We start from the raw sequence: 15,660 nt of genomic DNA, 5'->3' as shown, positions 1-15,660 counted from the left end.
GGCTAGGCTTCAGCCGGTGATCGCGGCTTTCAACGGCAGCCATCGCTCCAGCTTCACCGCATAGCGAGTCGTATTCGCTGCGCTGCTCGACGGCAGATCGATCACCGCCACAGCGTCCAGCACCGGCAACTGCCGCCGCCCGATCGCCGCTGCCTTGCCGCCGTTGAACGCGACCGTCCGCAATTCGGGCAGCGTTGCGACCAGCGCCGCCAGATCGTGCGCTTCGACCCCGCGAATCTCGCTGTCGCTGCTCGACCGCCGTTCGGCGGTGCGGATCACGTCCCACAGGCCGACACGCGCTTCACGCAGCGCCGCGAGTCGCGCGTCATAACCCATCGTCGCCAGCGGCCGGTCGACCACCTCGCCCACGAGGCGCCAGAACTGGTTCGTCGGATGCGCATAATAGCGCCGTTCGGCGAGCGAGCGGGCGCCGGGCAGGCTGCCGAGGATCAGCAGGCGGGTGTCGGGCGCGACATGCGCGGCGAAGCTGGCGTGGCGGACGGGCGGCATCGCCACCCGATAGCCCGCCCCGCCCGGCGCAACAATCTTGCTCACCCCTTGACCCTCAGGGGAATCGCCGCTAGGGGCCGCGTCGATCGAAAGCGGCGCTTAACCGCCACTTCCGGTTACAACAGCGCTTGAACATTGCTGGCGCGGATGGAGCCTCCGGAAGATCCTTGTGATCCGCCGGGGTCTTTTGCTGTTACAAGGTCGCCCGTTTTCCGCGGTTTTCCGTGGGGTCCGGTCGATGTTTCATCCACCGCAGCACAGTAACCGTTCGCTTTGATGGGCGGACATTTAAAGGTGAAGCATTCATGCCCACGATCAACCAGCTGGTCCGCAAGGGCCGGACTCCCCAGAAGGTGAAGTCCAAGGTCCCGGCGATGGACGCAAACCCGCAGAAGCGCGGCGTTTGCACCCGAGTCTATACGACCACCCCGAAAAAGCCGAACTCGGCGCTCCGCAAGGTTGCCAAGGTCCGCCTGACCAACCAGCGCGAAGTCATCACTTACATCCCCGGCGAAGGCCACAACCTCCAGGAACACAGCGTTGTGCTGATCCGCGGCGGTCGTGTCCGCGATCTTCCCGGTGTGCGTTACCACGTCCTGCGCGGCGTGCTCGATACGCAGGGTGTGAAGGACCGCAAGCAGAGCCGTTCGAAATACGGTGCGAAGCGTCCGAAGTAAGGACCGCTTTTTCGGCTTTTGATCATCCCGCTGCGCTTGGCGCCGGGATGCTGTTGTACAAAGGAATTACCTATGGCTCGTCGTCGTCGTCCTGAACGCCGCGAAATCCTGCCCGATCCCCGTTTCGGTGATGTGGTGCTGTCGAAATTCATGAACAGCGTCATGCTGGACGGGAAGAAGTCCACCGCCGAAGGCATCGTCTATGGCGCCCTCGAATCGGTCGAAGCCCGTGCCAAGAAGGAACCGATCGGCGTGTTCCACGAAGCGCTGGCGAATATCCGTCCGAACATCGAAGTCCGCAGCCGCCGCGTCGGCGGTGCGACCTATCAGGTTCCGGTCGAAGTCCGTCCGGACCGTGCCCAGGCGCTCGCGATCCGCTGGCTGATCACCGCCGCGCGCAACCGCAGCGAAACGACGATGGCCGCGCGCCTGTCGGGTGAGCTGCTCGACGCCTCGAACAACCGCGGCAACGCGGTGAAGAAGCGCGAAGACACGCACCGCATGGCCGAAGCCAACCGCGCTTTCAGCCACTACCGCTGGTAATCGAACGCGGGATGCCACCGCCCTCGTGGCCAGGCGTCTCGCATTCGTAACAATCCTTCCTATATCGGGGGTGGCCCTCGCGGCCTCCCCCCAAATTCAAGGACAAGACCATGGCCCGCAGCCATCCGCTCGAAAATTATCGCAATTTTGGTATCATGGCGCACATCGACGCCGGCAAGACCACGACGACCGAGCGTATTCTTTACTACACCGGCAAGTCCTACAAGATCGGCGAAGTCCATGACGGCGCCGCGACGATGGACTGGATGGAGCAGGAACAGGAACGTGGCATCACGATCACGTCGGCTGCGACCACCTGCCTCTGGAAAGCCGACGAAGGTCAGGGCCCCGAGCATCGCCTGAACATCATCGACACCCCCGGCCACGTCGACTTCACCATCGAAGTCGAACGTTCGCTGCGCGTGCTCGACGGCGCGATCACCGCGTTCGACGGCGTTGCCGGCGTCGAGCCGCAGTCGGAAACCGTGTGGCGTCAGGCTGACAAGTACAAAGTCCCGCGCATGTGCTTCGTCAACAAGCTCGACCGCACCGGCGCCGATTTCTATTATTGCGTCCAGACGATCATCGATCGCCTCGGTGCGACCCCGGCTGTCCTCTATCTGCCCATCGGCGCCGAAGGCGACTTCAAGGGTCTCGTCGACCTGGTCAACGAGCGGGCGATCATCTGGAAGGACGAAAGCCTCGGCGCCGAATTCTTCTATGAGGAAATCCCCGCCGACCTCGCCGACAAGGCCGCCGAATATCGCGAAAAGCTGATCGAGCTCGCCGTCGAACAGGACGACGACGCGATGGAAGCCTATCTCGAAGGCACGCTCCCCGAGGTCGCGCAGCTCAAGGCGCTGATCCGCAAGGGCACGCTGGCGCAGGCGTTCGTTCCGGTCCTCTGCGGCTCCGCGTTCAAGAACAAGGGTGTCCAGACGCTGCTCGACGCGGTCGTCGACTATCTGCCTTCGCCGCTCGACATTCCCGACGTTCAGGGGCTCAAGCTCGACGGCACGACGCCCGATTCGCGTCCGGCCGCCGATGACGCGCCGCTGTCGCTGCTCGCCTTCAAGATCATGAACGATCCGTTCGTCGGCTCGCTCACCTTCGCCCGCATCTATTCGGGGACCCTGAACAAGGGCACGTACCTGAACTCGGTGAAGGACAAGAAGGAAAAGGTCGGTCGTATGCTGCTGATGCATGCGAACAGCCGCGAAGACATCGAAGAAGCCTATGCGGGCGACATCGTCGCGCTCGCCGGCCTCAAGGAAACCACCACCGGGGATACGCTCTGCGCCACCGGCGCGCCGATCATCCTCGAGCGGATGGAATTCCCCGAGCCGGTCATCGAGCTGTCGGTGGAACCGAAGACCAAGGCCGACCAGGAACGTATGGGCATCGCGCTCAACCGCTTGGCCGCCGAGGATCCCTCGTTCCGCGTCTCGACCGACCATGAATCGGGTCAGACGATCATCAAGGGCATGGGCGAGCTTCACCTCGACATCCTCGTCGATCGCATGAAGCGCGAGTTCAAGGTCGAAGCGAATGTCGGCGCGCCGCAGGTGGCGTACCGCGAATCGCTCGCGAAGCCGGTCGACGTCGACTACACCCACAAGAAGCAGTCGGGTGGTTCGGGCCAGTTCGGCCGCGTCAAGGTCAGCGTCGCCCCCGGCGAACGCGGTTCGGGCATCACCTTCATCGACGAGATCAAGGGCGGCAATATTCCGCGCGAATATATCCCGTCGGTCGAAAAGGGCATGCGCGAATCGGCCGACAATGGTCACATGATCGGCTTCCCGATCATCGACTTCGAAATCAAGCTCACGGACGGCGCGTATCACGACGTCGACTCGTCGGCGCTGGCGTTCGAAATCGCGGGCCGTGCGGCGATGCGCGAAGTGGCGGCAAAGGCCGGCATCAAGCTGCTCGAACCGGTGATGAAGGTCGAGGTTGTTACCCCGGAAGAGTTCATGGGTGACGTGATCGGCGATCTCAACAGCCGCCGCGGCCAGATCCAGGGCACCGACAGCCGGGGCATCGCCCAGGTCGTCGAGGCGATTGTTCCGCTCGCGAACATGTTCGGCTACGTCAATCAGCTGCGCAGCTTCAGCCAGGGACGCGCCAGCTACTCGATGCAATTCTCGCATTATGAGGAAGTGCCGACCAACGTCGCCGAAGAGGTGAAGGCCAAGATGGCCTGACGGGTCTAAGCCGCGCGGACTTGCGCCGCGCGGCAAAGCCCTCTAAGGGCGGCGCCTGATTCAGCAGGCTCGTCCAAGACTGATCAATTCAACTATCGAACAAGAAGGTTCTTAAATCATGGCCAAGGCTAAATTTGAGCGGACGAAGCCGCACTGCAACATCGGCACCATCGGTCACGTCGACCATGGCAAGACCTCGCTGACCGCGGCGATCACCAAGGTGCTCGCCGAAACGTCGGGCGGCGTCGCCGTCGACTTCGCGAACATCGACAAGGCGCCCGAAGAGCGCGAACGCGGCATCACCATCTCGACCGCCCACGTCGAATATGAAACCGGCGCCCGCCACTATGCGCACGTCGATTGCCCGGGCCACGCCGACTATGTGAAGAACATGATCACCGGTGCTGCCCAGATGGACGGCGCGATCCTCGTCGTGTCGGCCGCTGACGGCCCGATGCCGCAGACCAAGGAGCACATCCTGCTCGCGAAGCAGGTTGGCGTTCCCACCATGGTCGTCTTCCTTAACAAGGTCGACCAGCTGGACGATCCCGAGCTGCTCGAGCTCGTCGAACTCGAAATCCGCGAAGAGCTTTCGAAGCGCGACTTCGACGGCGACAATATTCCGATCATCCCGGGTTCGGCGCTCGCCGCCCTCGAAGGTCGCGACGACGCCATTGGCAAGGACGCGATCCTGAAGCTGATGGAAGCCGTCGATGCGTGGATCCCGCAGCCGGAACGTCCGCTCGACAAGCCCTTCCTGATGCCGATCGAAGACGTGTTCTCGATCTCGGGTCGCGGTACCGTCGTCACCGGCCGTATCGAAACCGGCATCGTCAAGGTCGGCGAAGAAGTCGAAATCGTCGGCATCAAGGACACCAAGAAGACCGTCGTGACCGGCGTCGAAATGTTCCGCAAGCTGCTCGACCAGGGCCAGGCTGGCGACAACGTTGGTGCGCTGATCCGTGGCGTCGGCCGTGAAGAAGTCGAGCGTGGCCAGGTTCTCTGCAAGCCCGGCACGATCAAGCCGCACACCGAGTTCACCTCGGAAGTCTATGTCCTGTCGAAGGACGAGGGCGGCCGTCACACGCCCTTCTTTGCGAACTATCGTCCGCAGTTCTACTTCCGCACCACGGACGTCACCGGCGAGGTCATCCTCCCCGAGGGCACCGAGATGGTCATGCCCGGCGACAACGTCCAGCTCGCCGTCAAGCTGATCGCCCCGATCGCCATGGACCCGGGTCTGCGCTTCGCGATTCGCGAAGGTGGCCGCACGGTCGGCGCAGGGGTTGTCGCGACCATCACAAAGTAATATAGGGCCGCGAGCCGCGCGATTCGGAAGCGATTCGCGCGGCTCGTAGCACTAGGAATTTAGATGGCCGATCCGGCTTCCCTGCGGGAGCCGGAGCAGGCCATTTCGGCTCTTTCGCATCGTCAGACGGGATTCGACTGGAATAGTCATGGAAACGCAGAATATTCGCATTCGCCTCAAGGCCTTTGATCACCGCGTGCTCGATCAGGCCACCACCGACATCGCCGACACGGCGCGTCGTACCGGAGCGCTTATTCGCGGCCCGATCCCGCTGCCGACGCGCATCGAAAAGTTCACCGTGAACCGCGGTCCGCATGTCGACAAAAAGTCGCGCGAGCAGTTCGAGGTCCGTACCCACAAGCGGCTGCTCGACATCGTGCAGCCGACCCCGCAGACGGTCGATGCGCTGATGAAGCTCGACCTCGCCGCGGGCGTGAACGTTGAAATCAAGCTGGCCTAAGGCCAGCGAAGCCCCGGTGAAGACCGGGGTCTCTATCGGCAGGCGGTTCGCCGCCTGCATCGTCCGGAGCGATCCGGACCGACGATAGGGTGGATACCGCCGGACCGCTTCCGCTGGAAGCGCCAGGGTCCGGGCTGCGTCCCCCGTCTCGCCGCAGGTCCTTCGGGATGGCGGCACCTCAGCCCGGACGGGGCGATGCATCGAAATTATGGGCTGGGAGGGTAGTCGTCGGGCTTGGCTTGATGGCTTCCCGCAAGCCGTGCGGAATGGTCCGCCCGGCCTCTGTTGAGGAGTATTGATCATGCGGACTGGCGTGATCGCGAAAAAAATGGGGATGACCCGCCTGTTTCAGGACGACGGCCGCCACGTGCCCGTCACCGTCCTGAGCCTCGAAGGCTGTCAGGTTATCTCCGTGCGCGAACAAGAACGCGACGGCTATGTTGCCGTCCAACTCGGTGCCGGCTCGGCGAAGGCGAAGAACGTCGCCAAGCCCCAGCGCGGCGCTTTCGGCAAGGCCGAAGTCGAACCCAAGGCGAAGGTCGTCGAATTCCGCGTCGCTGACGACGCGACGCTCGATGTCGGTGCCGAACTGTCGGCCGACCATTTCGTCGCCGGCCAGATCGTGGACATCCAGGGCGTCACGCAGGGCAAAGGTTTTGCCGGTGCGATGAAGCGCTGGGGTTTCGGAGGCATGCGCGCCACGCACGGCGTGTCGATCAGCCACCGTGCCCATGGTTCGACGGGTAATCGCCAGGATCCGGGCCGCGTCTTCAAGAACAAGAAGATGGCCGGCCACATGGGCGCGCGCAACCGCACCCAGCAGAATCTCGAAATCGTCCGCACCGACGTCGAGCGCGGCCTTCTCTTCGTCAAGGGCTCGGTCCCTGGCTCGAAGGGCGGCTGGCTGATGGTCCGCGATGCGGTCAAGCTGCCGCGCCACCCCGAGGCCCCCTATCCGGCGGGCATCAAGAGCGCGGCCAACAGCAACCAGGAAGCCCCGGCAGACGCGCCGGTCGAAACGCCGGTCGAAGAGACCGTCGTCACCGACACCGCGACCACCGACGGCGCGCAGGAGTCCTGATCATGAAGGTCAAGGTTCAGACCATCGACGGCAAGGCCGGCACCGATATCGACCTCAACGACGACGTCTTCGGCGTCGATCCGCGCGCCGACATCCTGCACCGCGTCGTTTCGTGGCAGCTCGAAAAGCGCCGTGGTCCGGCTCGCGCCGCCCGCGAACGCAGCGACGTCGCCCGCACCGGCAAGAAGTTCGGTCGCCAGAAGGGCGGCGGTACCGCCCGTCACGGCGATCGCAAGGCACCGATCTTCATCGGCGGCGGCAAGGCGCACGGTCCCCGGGCCCGCACCTTCGGTCACTCGCTGAACAAGAAGATTCGCGCGCTTGGCCTCAAGATGGCGCTCAGCGACAAGGCGAAGGGCGGCAAGATCGTCGTTCTCGACACGCTCGAGCTCAAGGATGCCAAGACCAAGGCGCTCGCCGGCCAGCTCGGCAAGTTCGAACTCGGCAACCGCGCACTCTTCATCGACGGCGATGCGGTCCATGAAAGCTTCGCCATGGCGTCGGCCAACCTCATCGGTATCGACTCGATGCCGGCGGCGGGTGCCAACGTCTATGACATCATCCGTGCCGACACGCTGGTCCTGACCCGCGCGGCGGTCGAAAAGCTGGAGGCCCGTTTCCATGGCTAAGGCAAAAACTGTCGACGCGCGTCACTATGACGTGATCCTCGCTCCGGTGATCACCGAAAAGTCGACCCTGCTCAGCGAGAATAACGCGGTGGTGTTCAAGGTTGCGAACGATGCGACCAAGCCCGCCATCAAGGCCGCCGTCGAGGCGCTGTTCGATGTCAAGGTGATCGGCGTCAACACGCTCATCACCAAGGGCAAGACCAAGCGCTGGAAGGGCAAGCCCTACACCCGCAGCGACGTGAAGAAGGCGATCGTTCGCCTGGCCGAAGGCCAGTCGATCGACGTCACCACCGGCGTCTGATTGTAGGAAGAGGCAAGAACAATGGCACTTAAATCCTATAATCCGACCAGCCCTGCGCAGCGCGGCCTGATCCTCGTCGACAAATCGTCGCTGTGGAAGGGCAAGCCCGTCAAGGCGCTGACCGAAGGCAAGAACAAGACCGGCGGCCGCAACAACAAGGGTCATGTGACCTCGCGCGGCATCGCGGGCGGCCACAAGCAGAAGTACCGCTTCATCGACTTCAAGCGTCGCAAGTGGGACATGCCGGCTACCGTCGAGCGTCTGGAATATGACCCCAACCGTACGGCCTTCATCGCGCTGGTGAAGTACGAAGACGGCGAGCAGACCTATATCCTGGCGCCGCAGCGCTTGGCGGTCGGCGACGTCGTTGTCGCGGGCAAGAAGACCGACGTGAAGCCGGGCAATGCGATGGAATTGTCGCAGATGCCGGTTGGCACGATCGTCCACAACATCGAGATGAAGCCGGGCAAGGGCGGCCAGATTGCCCGTTCGGCCGGCACCTATGCCCAGGTCGTCGGTCGTGACCGCGGTCTCGTCATCGTGCGTCTCGGTTCGGGCGAGCAGCGTTACATCCGCGGCGAGTGCATGGGCACGGTCGGCGCGGTGTCGAACCCCGACAACCAGAACACCAACCTCGGCAAGGCTGGCCGTGGTCGCTGGCTCGGCAAGCGTCCGCTGACCCGCGGCGTGGCCAAGAACCCGGTCGATCACCCGCACGGCGGCGGCGAAGGCCGTACCTCGGGCGGCCGTCATCCGGTTACCCCGTGGGGTAAGCCGACCAAGGGTGCTCGTACCCGTCAAAACAAGTCGACCGACAAGATGATCATCCGGTCGCGTCACGCCAAGAAGAAGAGGTAAGCCATGGCTCGCTCGGTCTGGAAGGGTCCGTTTGTCGACCTTCATCTCCTCAAGAAAGCCGAAACGGCCCAGGACGGTGGCAGCTCTGCCCCGATCAAGACCTGGTCGCGTCGGTCCACCATCCTGCCGCAGTTCGTCGGGCTGACCTTCAACGTCTACAACGGCCGCAAGTTCGTGCCGGTGTCGGTCAACGAAGACATGGTCGGCATGAAGCTGGGTGAATTTGCGCCGACGCGCTTCTTCCCCGGCCACGCGGCCGACAAGAAGGGCAAACGCTAATGGGCAAGGCAAAATCCCCCCGCCGCGTTGCGGATAACGAGGCGCTGTCGGTCGGCACGCAGATTCGTGGCTCGGCGCAGAAGCTGAACCTCGTCGCTGCGCTGATCCGCGGTCGCAAGGTCGAAGACGCGATGAACGTCCTCGCTTTCTCGAAGAAGGCGATGGCGGTCGACGTGCGCAAGGTTCTCGCCAGCGCCGTCGCCAACGCGGAAAACAACCACAACCTCGACGTCGATGCGCTGGTCATCCAGGAAGCCAGCGTCGGCAAGTCGATCTCGATGAAGCGCTGGCACGCACGCGGTCGCGGCAAGTCGACCCGGATCGTCAAGCCGTTCAGCCGCATCCGCATCGTCGTGCGCGAACAGGAAGAAGAGGCGTAACATGGGCCAGAAGAGCAATCCGATCGGCCTGCGCCTGCAGGTCAACCGCACCTGGGACAGCCGCTGGTTCGCCGAAGGGCAGGACTATGGCCGTATGCTCGTTGAGGATCTGAAGATCCGCAACTTCATCTTCAAGACGCTGCCGCAGGCCGCGATCTCGAAGGTGGTGATCGAGCGTCCCGCCAAGCTGTGCCGCGTGTCGATCTATGCCGCTCGTCCGGGCGTCATCATCGGCAAGAAGGGCGCCGACATCGAAAAGCTGCGCAAGCAGCTCGGCGAACTGACCGGCAGCGACGTGTCGCTGAACATCGTCGAAATCCGCAAGCCCGAAGTCGACGCCAAGCTCGTTGGCCAGGGCATTGCCGACCAGCTCGAGCGCCGCGTGGCGTTCCGCCGTGCGATGAAGCGCGCGGTGCAGTCGGCGATGCGTCTCGGCGCAGAGGGCATCCGCATCAACTGCGCCGGCCGTCTGGGCGGCGCGGAAATCGCGCGCACCGAATGGTACCGCGAAGGCCGGGTGCCGCTGCACACGCTGCGCGCGAACGTCGATTATGCCGAAGCAACCGCGCACACCGCCTATGGCGTGTGCGGGATCAAGGTGTGGATCTTCAAGGGCGAAATCCTGGGTCATGACCCGATGGCGACCGACCGGTTGATGCTCGACGCGCAGACGTCGGGCGTGCGCCCGGCGCGCGATGATCGCCGCTAAGGACTGCTGACATGCTGCAACCGAAAAAAACCAAGTTCCGCAAGGCTTTCAAGGGCCGCATCCATGGCAATGCCAAGGGTGGCACCAGCCTGAATTTCGGCTCCTACGGGCTGAAGGCGATGGAACCCGAGCGCATCACCGCGCGCCAGATCGAAGCGGCTCGCCGTGCGATCAGCCGTGCGATCAAGCGTCAGGGCCGTTTGTGGATCCGCATCTTCCCCGACGTCCCCGTGTCGTCGAAGCCGGCCGAAGTCCGTATGGGCAAGGGCAAGGGTTCGCCGGAATTCTGGGCCGCGCGCGTGAAGCCGGGCCGCATCCTGTTCGAACTCGACGGCGTTCCGGGCCCCGTGGCCGCGCTGGCGTTCGAACGCGCCGCGATGAAGCTGCCGATCAAGACCAAGGTCGTTGCCCGCCTCGGCGACACGACCCACCTGGAGGGTTAAGGACATGGCCAAGACCGAAGATTTCAAGGCCAAGACCGACGACCAGCTCGCCGAACAGCTTGGCGAACTGAAGCGTGAGGCGTTCAACCTGCGTTTCCAGGCGGCCACCGGCCAGCTTGAAAAGGCATCGCGCGTCAAGGAAGTGCGGCGCTCGATCGCCCGCATCAAGACGCAGCAGACCGAGCGCACGCGCTCGGCTGCGAAGTAAGGAGACTATCGATGCCGAAGCGCATTCTGACCGGCACCGTGGTGTCCGACAAGGGCGACAAGACCGTCGTGGTGAAAGTCGAGCGGAAGGTGAAGCACCCTCTGTACGGCAAGATCATCCGTCGTTCGAAGAAGTATCACGCCCATGATGAGGACAACAGCATCAAGGCTGGTGAAACCGTCCGCATCGAGGAAACGAAGCCGATTTCGAAGCTGAAGACGTGGAAGGTGCTCGACAAGGTCGACACCCACAGCAAGCCCAAAACGGCTGCCGACGCCTAAGCTGGTTTTCACGGAACCGCCGGGATTGCCCGGTAGGCCAAACAAGAAGGAAATGCATCGATGATCCAGATGCAGTCACAATTGGAAGTCGCCGACAACAGCGGCGCGAAGCGCGTCCAGTGCATCAAGGTGCTGGGCGGGTCGAAGCGCCGTGTCGCCGGCGTCGGCGATGTCATCGTCGTGTCGATCAAGGAAGCCCAGCCGCGCGGCAAGGTGAAGAAGGGCGACGTGCATCGCGCCGTCATCGTCCGCACCGCGAAGGATGTGCGCCGCGCCGACGGTTCGGTGATCCGCTTCGACAGCAACGCCGCCGTGCTCGTCAACAAGAACGAGGAGCCGATCGGCACCCGTATCTTCGGCCCCGTCGTCCGCGAACTGCGCGGCCGTGGCTATATGAAGATCATCAGCCTGGCGCCGGAGGTGCTCTGACCATGAGTATGGCGAAGATCAAGAAGGGCGACACGGTTGTCATCCTGTCCGGCAAGGACAAGGGCAAGACCGGTGAAGTGACGCAGAGCCTGCCGAAAGACGGCAAGCTGGTCGTCGCGGGCGTCAACATCATCACGCGGCACCGCAAGCCGAGCCAGACCAACCCGCAGGGTGGCCTGGAACGCAAGGAAGCGCCGCTGCACGCGAGCAAGGTCGCACTGGCCGACCCCAAGTCGGGCAAGCCGACCCGCGTGCGCTTTGAAACCAAGGACGGCAAGAAGGTCCGCGTGGCCGTGAAGTCCGGGGAGACGATCAGTGGCTGACAATTACACCCCGCGCATGCGCACCCGCTACGACGACGTGATCGTCAAGGCGATGACCGAGAAATTCGGTTACAAGAACGCGATGGAAGTGCCGAAGATCGAAAAGATCACGCTCAACATGGGTGTCGGCGAAGCCACGCAGGACAAGAAGAAGGTCGAATCGGCAGCTGCTGAAATGGAGCTGATCGCCGGCCAGAAGCCTGTCGTGACCAAGGCGAAGAAGTCGATCGCACAGTTTAAGCTGCGCGAAGGCATGCCGATCGGCTGCAAGGTGACCTTGCGCCGCGAACGCATGTACGAATTCCTCGACCGGCTGATCACCATCGCAATGCCGCGTATCCGCGATTTCCGCGGCGTGTCGGCGACCAGCTTCGACGGCCGTGGCAACTATGCCATGGGTCTGAAAGAGCAGATCATCTTCCCCGAGATCAACTATGACCGCATCGACCAGGTGCGCGGCATGGACGTGATCGTCACCACCACCGCCCGTACGGACGAAGAAGCCCGCGAACTGCTCAAGCTGTTCGGCTTCCCCTTCCCGATCGAAGCGCAGGAAAAGGAAGCCGCCTGATCCCTCTGGGACCAGGCAGGCTCTTTCAAGAAGGAAAGAGAACTTAAGTCATGGCGAAACTGAGTTCCGTGAACAAGAATGAGCGTCGCAAGCAGCTGGTGAAGAAGTACGCCGGCCGTTATGCGAAGCTGAAGGCGATTGCGGCGGACACGTCGCTTGACGATGGCGAGCGACTGATCGCGCGCCTCAAGATGGCGGAAGTTCCGCGCAACGGAAACCCGACCCGCATCCGCAACCGCTGCGAGATGACCGGTCGTCCGCGCGCATATTATCGCAAGTTCCGGCTTTGCCGTATCCAGCTCCGCGATCTGGCCAACAAGGGCCTGATCCCCGGCGTTGTGAAGTCGAGCTGGTAAGGAAGACGCAAGATGGCAATGACCGATCCTCTGGGTGATATGCTCACCCGCATCCGCAACGGCCAGCAGGCGAAGAAGGACAGCGTCCTGACGCCGGCCTCGACCCTGCGCGTCCGTGTTCTCGATGTTCTTCAGCGCGAAGGCTATATCCGCGGCTACAGCGAAGAAGCGCTGGGCGCCAAGGGCCAGCACAAGGGCATCCGCATCGAGCTGAAATATTTCGAAGGCCAGCCGGCGATCCGCCACGTGGCGCGCGTCTCGAAGCCGGGCCGCCGCATCTATTCGGGTTCGAAAGAACTGCCGATCGTGCGCAACGGCCTGGGCATCACCATCGTGTCGACCCCGCGCGGCGTCCTCTCGGATGCCGAGGCCCGCGAACATAATGTCGGCGGCGAAGTGCTGGCGGAGGTGTTCTGATGTCGCGTATTGGTAAAAAAGTGGTCGCCATCCCTTCGGGGGTCACGGCCAGCATCGACGGCGGCCAGCTGTCGGTCAAGGGCCCCAAGGGCACCCTGGCCCTCGCGCTCGCCGACGACATCGCCTATGAGGTCAAGGAAGGCGAGATTTCGGTCCAGCCCGCCAACGCCACCAAGCAGGCGCGCGCCTTCTGGGGCATGCAGCGCACGCTGGTCCAGAACCTCGTCACCGGCGTCACCGATGGCTTCACCAAGGTGCTCGAAATCACCGGTGTCGGCTATCGTGCCAACGCCCAGGGCAAGATGTTGAAGCTGCAGCTCGGTTACAGCCACGATGTCGATTTCACGATCCCCGAGGGGATCGAGATCAAGACGCCGGACAACACGACGATCGAGATCACCGGCATCGACAAGCAGCAGGTCGGTCAGGTCGCGGCGGAAATCCGCCGTTGGCGCAAGCCCGAACCCTATAAGGGCAAGGGCATCAAATATCGCGGCGAGTACATCTTCCGCAAAGAAGGCAAGAAGAAGTAAGCCATGGCACATCTTACCCAATTCGAAAAACGCCGCCAACGCGTTCGTACCGCCCTTCGCAAGCGCGCCGGTGGGCGCGCCCGCCTGTCGGTGCACCGTTCGGGCCGTCACATCTATGCGCAGCTCATCGACGACGCTGCCGGCGCAACGCTGGCTTCGGCTTCGACGCTCGACAAGGATGTCCGCGGCAAGACCGGCGCGACCACCGCGGCGGCTGCCGACGTCGGCAAGCGCCTCGCCGCTGCCGCGAAAAAGGCCGGCGTGACGCAGGTCGTGTTCGACCGCGGCGGTTTCCTGTTCCACGGGCGCATCAAGGCGCTGGCCGACGCGGCTCGCGAAGGCGGATTGGAGTTCTAATATGGCTGACGAAGTACAGAACGTCGAAGGCGCAGCGCCCGAAGCGGCGACCGAAACCACCACCCAGGCTCCGCGCCGCGGTCGTGGCGGCGGCGCCGGCGGACCGGGCGGCAATCGTGGCGGTCGTGATGGCGGCGGCCGTGGTCGCCGCGACGATCGTCGTCCGCGCGACGATGATGGCGGCGAAGAGCTGATCGAAAAGCTCGTCCACATCAACCGTGTCTCGAAGACCGTGAAGGGCGGCAAGCGCTTCGGTTTCGCCGCGCTCGTCGTCGTCGGCGACGGCAAGGGCCGCGCCGGTTTCGGTCATGGCAAGGCGCGCGAAGTGCCCGAAGCCATTTCGAAGGCGACCGCCGCTGCCAAGAAGGCGATGATTCGCGTTCCGCTGCGCGACGGCCGCACGCTGCACCATGATGGCCTCGGCCATTTCGGTGCCGGCATGGTCACGCTGCGCTCGGCGCCCGCGGGTACCGGCATCATCGCCGGTGGTCCGATGCGCGCCGTGTTCGAATCGCTCGGCGTCGCCGACGTGGTGACCAAGTCGAACGGCACCTCGAACCCCTACAACATGATCCGCGCCACCTTCGAAGCGCTCGGCGAGCAGACCAGCCCCAAGTCGGTCGCGCAGCGTCGCGGCAAGAAGGTGTCGGACCTCATCAAGCGCGGCGGTGCATCCGATCGCACTGCCGAGGCCGAAGCCGCGGCGGTGACGGAGTAAGACCATGGCTGACAAGAAGATCAAGATCCGCCAGATCGGCTCGCCGATCCGTCGCCCCAAGAGCCAGCGTGCGATCCTGACCGGCCTCGGCCTGGGCAAGATGCATCGCGAGGTCGAACTGATCGACACCCCGGAAGTGCGCGGCATGATCCGCAAACTTCCGCACATGGTGGAAGTGATCGAGGGCTAAAAGCCGGTGAAGCTGTACCGCCTGTTGACCGGTCCCGACGACAGCGCGTTCTGCGCTCGCGTCGAAGGTCTGCTCAACCGGGGGTGGCAGCTTCACGGCAGCCCGTCGATCACTAGTGTCGATGGCCGCGGCTATGTCGCCCAGGCCATCGTGATGGACAAGGCCGGGGCCTACCCCGGCTTTCAGCCATCGAGTGAAATCGAACCGGACTGATCCCGCCCCGGCGGCCAGTCCACAGCGCGAACAAAGCGAAAGCGAGTGCAATCATGACGATCAAGCTTAACGAACTCAGCGACAACGCCGGCGCCCGCAAGGGCCGGATGCGCGTCGGACGCGGCATTGGCTCGGGCAAGGGCAAGACCGCCGGCCGCGGCCAGAAGGGCCAGAAGGCGCGCAGCGGCGTCGCGATCAACGGGTTCGAAGGCGGCCAGATGCCGCTCCACATGCGCATCCCGAAGCGCGGCTTCAACAATATCTTCGGCAAGGACTTCGCGATCGTCAATCTGGGCATGATCCAGAAGCTGATCGACACGAAGAAGCTCGACGCCAAGGCCGTGGTGGATCACGCGGCGCTCAAGGCCGCCGGCGTTGCCCGCGGCGGCAAGGACGGCGTTCGCCTCCTCGCCAAGGGTGAACTGACGACCAAGCTGAACTTCGCGGTTGCCGGCGCGTCGAAGGGCGCGATCGAGGCGGTCGAAAAGGCCGGCGGCAAGGTCGACCTGCCCGAAGCCAAGCCCGAAGGCGACGGCAAGCGGGCCCAGCGCAAGGCTGCGGCGGCCGCCAAGAAGGCCTGATGATTTTCGGGGGCGGCGCGGCAACAGGCCACGCCGCCCCCGACGCATTTGAATCGGGCCTTTCCCCTTGCGCTTCACGACCACCGAACGCACATAGGCG

At 63.7% G+C, this 15,660-nt stretch carries 27 protein-coding genes; 26 read left to right on the top strand and 1 reads right to left on the bottom strand.

From position 1 onward, the window contains the following. Positions 1-9 precede the first annotated feature (9 nt). Complete coding sequence (locus AC07U1_RS05705; RefSeq protein WP_495177198.1) at positions 10-555, bottom strand: DNA-deoxyinosine glycosylase; 546 nt, start codon at positions 553-555, stop codon at positions 10-12. A 260-nt stretch (positions 556-815) separates the two neighbouring features. On the opposite strand from AC07U1_RS05705, the gene rpsL reads away from it, so the two are divergent. The 26 genes from rpsL to rplO all read left to right on the top strand — a co-directional run bounded on the left by rpsL (position 816) and on the right by rplO (position 15,560). Next, a complete protein-coding gene (gene rpsL, locus AC07U1_RS05700) occupies positions 816-1,187 on the top strand; it encodes a 30S ribosomal protein S12 (RefSeq protein ID WP_037515637.1) in 372 nt (123 codons plus the stop codon). 72 nt (positions 1,188-1,259) lie between these two features. Then, positions 1,260-1,730 carry a 30S ribosomal protein S7 gene (rpsG, locus tag AC07U1_RS05695; RefSeq protein WP_056341861.1) on the top strand — a complete coding sequence of 157 codons (471 nt, stop codon included), beginning with the start codon at positions 1,260-1,262 and terminating at the stop codon, positions 1,728-1,730. Positions 1,731-1,840: 110 nt separating this feature from the next. After that, entirely contained in the window at positions 1,841-3,934 is a 2,094-nt protein-coding gene (gene fusA / locus AC07U1_RS05690; RefSeq protein ID WP_056341859.1) for an elongation factor G, read from the top strand. A 118-nt stretch (positions 3,935-4,052) separates the two neighbouring features. Next, positions 4,053-5,243 carry an elongation factor Tu gene (gene tuf / locus AC07U1_RS05685; protein WP_056341856.1) on the top strand — a complete coding sequence of 397 codons (1,191 nt, stop codon included), beginning with the start codon at positions 4,053-4,055 and terminating at the stop codon, positions 5,241-5,243. Between the two features lie 148 nt (positions 5,244-5,391). Continuing rightward, complete coding sequence (rpsJ, locus tag AC07U1_RS05680) at positions 5,392-5,703, top strand: 30S ribosomal protein S10 (protein ID WP_003042199.1); 312 nt, start codon at positions 5,392-5,394, stop codon at positions 5,701-5,703. Positions 5,704-6,004: 301 nt separating this feature from the next. Next, positions 6,005-6,784 carry a 50S ribosomal protein L3 gene (rplC, locus tag AC07U1_RS05675; RefSeq protein ID WP_056341854.1) on the top strand — a complete coding sequence of 260 codons (780 nt, stop codon included), beginning with the start codon at positions 6,005-6,007 and terminating at the stop codon, positions 6,782-6,784. Positions 6,785-6,786: 2 nt separating this feature from the next. Beyond that, complete coding sequence (gene rplD, locus AC07U1_RS05670; protein WP_056341851.1) at positions 6,787-7,413, top strand: 50S ribosomal protein L4; 627 nt, start codon at positions 6,787-6,789, stop codon at positions 7,411-7,413. Next, positions 7,406-7,714, top strand: coding sequence for a 50S ribosomal protein L23 (locus AC07U1_RS05665; RefSeq protein ID WP_056341848.1), 309 nt, complete (start codon positions 7,406-7,408; stop codon positions 7,712-7,714). The genes rplD and AC07U1_RS05665 overlap by 8 nt, the downstream gene beginning before the upstream one ends. 21 nt (positions 7,715-7,735) lie before the next feature. Then, complete coding sequence (gene rplB, locus AC07U1_RS05660; protein WP_495177199.1) at positions 7,736-8,572, top strand: 50S ribosomal protein L2; 837 nt, start codon at positions 7,736-7,738, stop codon at positions 8,570-8,572. 3 nt (positions 8,573-8,575) lie between these two features. Beyond that, the gene (gene rpsS / locus AC07U1_RS05655) at positions 8,576-8,851 is read left to right on the top strand and encodes a 30S ribosomal protein S19 (RefSeq protein ID WP_037556370.1); all 276 of its coding nucleotides are present in this window, start codon (positions 8,576-8,578) and stop codon (positions 8,849-8,851) included. Beyond that, entirely contained in the window at positions 8,851-9,231 is a 381-nt protein-coding gene (rplV, locus tag AC07U1_RS05650; RefSeq protein WP_056341841.1) for a 50S ribosomal protein L22, read from the top strand. Before rpsS ends, rplV begins: the two co-directional genes overlap by 1 nt. 1 nt (position 9,232) lies before the next feature. After that, positions 9,233-9,940 carry a 30S ribosomal protein S3 gene (rpsC, locus tag AC07U1_RS05645; protein WP_056341838.1) on the top strand — a complete coding sequence of 236 codons (708 nt, stop codon included), beginning with the start codon at positions 9,233-9,235 and terminating at the stop codon, positions 9,938-9,940. 11 nt (positions 9,941-9,951) lie between these two features. Further along, the gene (gene rplP / locus AC07U1_RS05640) at positions 9,952-10,383 is read left to right on the top strand and encodes a 50S ribosomal protein L16 (RefSeq protein ID WP_056341835.1); all 432 of its coding nucleotides are present in this window, start codon (positions 9,952-9,954) and stop codon (positions 10,381-10,383) included. A gap of 4 nt (positions 10,384-10,387) precedes the next feature. Then, the gene (gene rpmC, locus AC07U1_RS05635; protein ID WP_037515654.1) at positions 10,388-10,591 is read left to right on the top strand and encodes a 50S ribosomal protein L29; all 204 of its coding nucleotides are present in this window, start codon (positions 10,388-10,390) and stop codon (positions 10,589-10,591) included. Between the two features lie 11 nt (positions 10,592-10,602). Beyond that, positions 10,603-10,872: a 30S ribosomal protein S17 gene (gene rpsQ / locus AC07U1_RS05630; RefSeq protein ID WP_056341832.1), complete on the top strand. Its 270-nt coding sequence runs from the start codon at positions 10,603-10,605 to the stop codon at positions 10,870-10,872. 60 nt (positions 10,873-10,932) lie between these two features. Continuing rightward, positions 10,933-11,301, top strand: a complete 369-nt coding sequence (rplN, locus tag AC07U1_RS05625; RefSeq protein ID WP_056341829.1) for a 50S ribosomal protein L14 — start codon at positions 10,933-10,935, stop codon at positions 11,299-11,301. A gap of 2 nt (positions 11,302-11,303) precedes the next feature. Beyond that, a complete protein-coding gene (gene rplX, locus AC07U1_RS05620) occupies positions 11,304-11,624 on the top strand; it encodes a 50S ribosomal protein L24 (RefSeq protein ID WP_187139294.1) in 321 nt (106 codons plus the stop codon). Further along, entirely contained in the window at positions 11,617-12,195 is a 579-nt protein-coding gene (rplE, locus tag AC07U1_RS05615) for a 50S ribosomal protein L5 (protein ID WP_431594108.1), read from the top strand. The genes rplX and rplE overlap by 8 nt, the downstream gene beginning before the upstream one ends. 50 nt (positions 12,196-12,245) lie before the next feature. Next, positions 12,246-12,551, top strand: a complete 306-nt coding sequence (gene rpsN, locus AC07U1_RS05610) for a 30S ribosomal protein S14 (protein WP_056341822.1) — start codon at positions 12,246-12,248, stop codon at positions 12,549-12,551. Positions 12,552-12,563: 12 nt separating this feature from the next. After that, a complete protein-coding gene (rpsH, locus tag AC07U1_RS05605; RefSeq protein WP_037556380.1) occupies positions 12,564-12,968 on the top strand; it encodes a 30S ribosomal protein S8 in 405 nt (134 codons plus the stop codon). Further along, a complete protein-coding gene (gene rplF / locus AC07U1_RS05600; protein ID WP_056341818.1) occupies positions 12,968-13,501 on the top strand; it encodes a 50S ribosomal protein L6 in 534 nt (177 codons plus the stop codon). The genes rpsH and rplF overlap by 1 nt, the downstream gene beginning before the upstream one ends. A 3-nt stretch (positions 13,502-13,504) precedes the next feature. Then, positions 13,505-13,858, top strand: a complete 354-nt coding sequence (gene rplR / locus AC07U1_RS05595) for a 50S ribosomal protein L18 (protein ID WP_056341815.1) — start codon at positions 13,505-13,507, stop codon at positions 13,856-13,858. Between the two features lies 1 nt (position 13,859). Further along, complete coding sequence (gene rpsE / locus AC07U1_RS05590; RefSeq protein ID WP_056341813.1) at positions 13,860-14,576, top strand: 30S ribosomal protein S5; 717 nt, start codon at positions 13,860-13,862, stop codon at positions 14,574-14,576. Positions 14,577-14,580: 4 nt separating this feature from the next. Further along, a complete protein-coding gene (gene rpmD / locus AC07U1_RS05585; protein WP_056341809.1) occupies positions 14,581-14,766 on the top strand; it encodes a 50S ribosomal protein L30 in 186 nt (61 codons plus the stop codon). 6 nt (positions 14,767-14,772) lie between these two features. After that, positions 14,773-14,979: a DUF1737 domain-containing protein gene (locus tag AC07U1_RS05580; RefSeq protein WP_056341806.1), complete on the top strand. Its 207-nt coding sequence runs from the start codon at positions 14,773-14,775 to the stop codon at positions 14,977-14,979. 53 nt (positions 14,980-15,032) lie between these two features. Further along, entirely contained in the window at positions 15,033-15,560 is a 528-nt protein-coding gene (rplO, locus tag AC07U1_RS05575) for a 50S ribosomal protein L15 (protein ID WP_082544747.1), read from the top strand. Positions 15,561-15,660 lie beyond the last annotated feature (100 nt).

The sequence above is a fragment of the Sphingopyxis sp. GW821-FHT02C12 genome, assembly GCF_059421785.1.
This window is presented reverse-complemented; position numbering and strand designations above follow the sequence as displayed.

Bases quoted from the DNA above. Each gene is read 5' to 3' on its own strand.
- rplD (WP_056341851.1), top strand. From the start codon at position 6,787: ATGAAGGTCAAGGTTCAGACCATCGACGGCAAGGCCGGCACCGATATC.
- rplR (WP_056341815.1), top strand. From the start codon at position 13,505: ATGGCACATCTTACCCAATTCGAAAAACGCCGCCAACGCGTTCGTACC.
- rpsE (WP_056341813.1), top strand. From the start codon at position 13,860: ATGGCTGACGAAGTACAGAACGTCGAAGGCGCAGCGCCCGAAGCGGCG.
- tuf (WP_056341856.1), top strand. From the start codon at position 4,053: ATGGCCAAGGCTAAATTTGAGCGGACGAAGCCGCACTGCAACATCGGC.
- rplO (WP_082544747.1), top strand. From the start codon at position 15,033: ATGACGATCAAGCTTAACGAACTCAGCGACAACGCCGGCGCCCGCAAG.
- rpsL (WP_037515637.1), top strand. From the start codon at position 816: ATGCCCACGATCAACCAGCTGGTCCGCAAGGGCCGGACTCCCCAGAAG.
- rpsQ (WP_056341832.1), top strand. From the start codon at position 10,603: ATGCCGAAGCGCATTCTGACCGGCACCGTGGTGTCCGACAAGGGCGAC.
- rpsN (WP_056341822.1), top strand. From the start codon at position 12,246: ATGGCGAAACTGAGTTCCGTGAACAAGAATGAGCGTCGCAAGCAGCTG.
- rpsJ (WP_003042199.1), top strand. From the start codon at position 5,392: ATGGAAACGCAGAATATTCGCATTCGCCTCAAGGCCTTTGATCACCGC.
- rplV (WP_056341841.1), top strand. From the start codon at position 8,851: ATGGGCAAGGCAAAATCCCCCCGCCGCGTTGCGGATAACGAGGCGCTG.
- rpmD (WP_056341809.1), top strand. From the start codon at position 14,581: ATGGCTGACAAGAAGATCAAGATCCGCCAGATCGGCTCGCCGATCCGT.
- AC07U1_RS05665 (WP_056341848.1), top strand. From the start codon at position 7,406: ATGGCTAAGGCAAAAACTGTCGACGCGCGTCACTATGACGTGATCCTC.
- rplN (WP_056341829.1), top strand. From the start codon at position 10,933: ATGATCCAGATGCAGTCACAATTGGAAGTCGCCGACAACAGCGGCGCG.
- rpsH (WP_037556380.1), top strand. From the start codon at position 12,564: ATGGCAATGACCGATCCTCTGGGTGATATGCTCACCCGCATCCGCAAC.
- rplB (WP_495177199.1), top strand. From the start codon at position 7,736: ATGGCACTTAAATCCTATAATCCGACCAGCCCTGCGCAGCGCGGCCTG.
- rpsG (WP_056341861.1), top strand. From the start codon at position 1,260: ATGGCTCGTCGTCGTCGTCCTGAACGCCGCGAAATCCTGCCCGATCCC.
- rplX (WP_187139294.1), top strand. From the start codon at position 11,304: ATGAGTATGGCGAAGATCAAGAAGGGCGACACGGTTGTCATCCTGTCC.
- rplF (WP_056341818.1), top strand. From the start codon at position 12,968: ATGTCGCGTATTGGTAAAAAAGTGGTCGCCATCCCTTCGGGGGTCACG.
- rpsS (WP_037556370.1), top strand. From the start codon at position 8,576: ATGGCTCGCTCGGTCTGGAAGGGTCCGTTTGTCGACCTTCATCTCCTC.
- rplP (WP_056341835.1), top strand. From the start codon at position 9,952: ATGCTGCAACCGAAAAAAACCAAGTTCCGCAAGGCTTTCAAGGGCCGC.
- rpsC (WP_056341838.1), top strand. From the start codon at position 9,233: ATGGGCCAGAAGAGCAATCCGATCGGCCTGCGCCTGCAGGTCAACCGC.
- rpmC (WP_037515654.1), top strand. From the start codon at position 10,388: ATGGCCAAGACCGAAGATTTCAAGGCCAAGACCGACGACCAGCTCGCC.
- rplC (WP_056341854.1), top strand. From the start codon at position 6,005: ATGCGGACTGGCGTGATCGCGAAAAAAATGGGGATGACCCGCCTGTTT.
- fusA (WP_056341859.1), top strand. From the start codon at position 1,841: ATGGCCCGCAGCCATCCGCTCGAAAATTATCGCAATTTTGGTATCATG.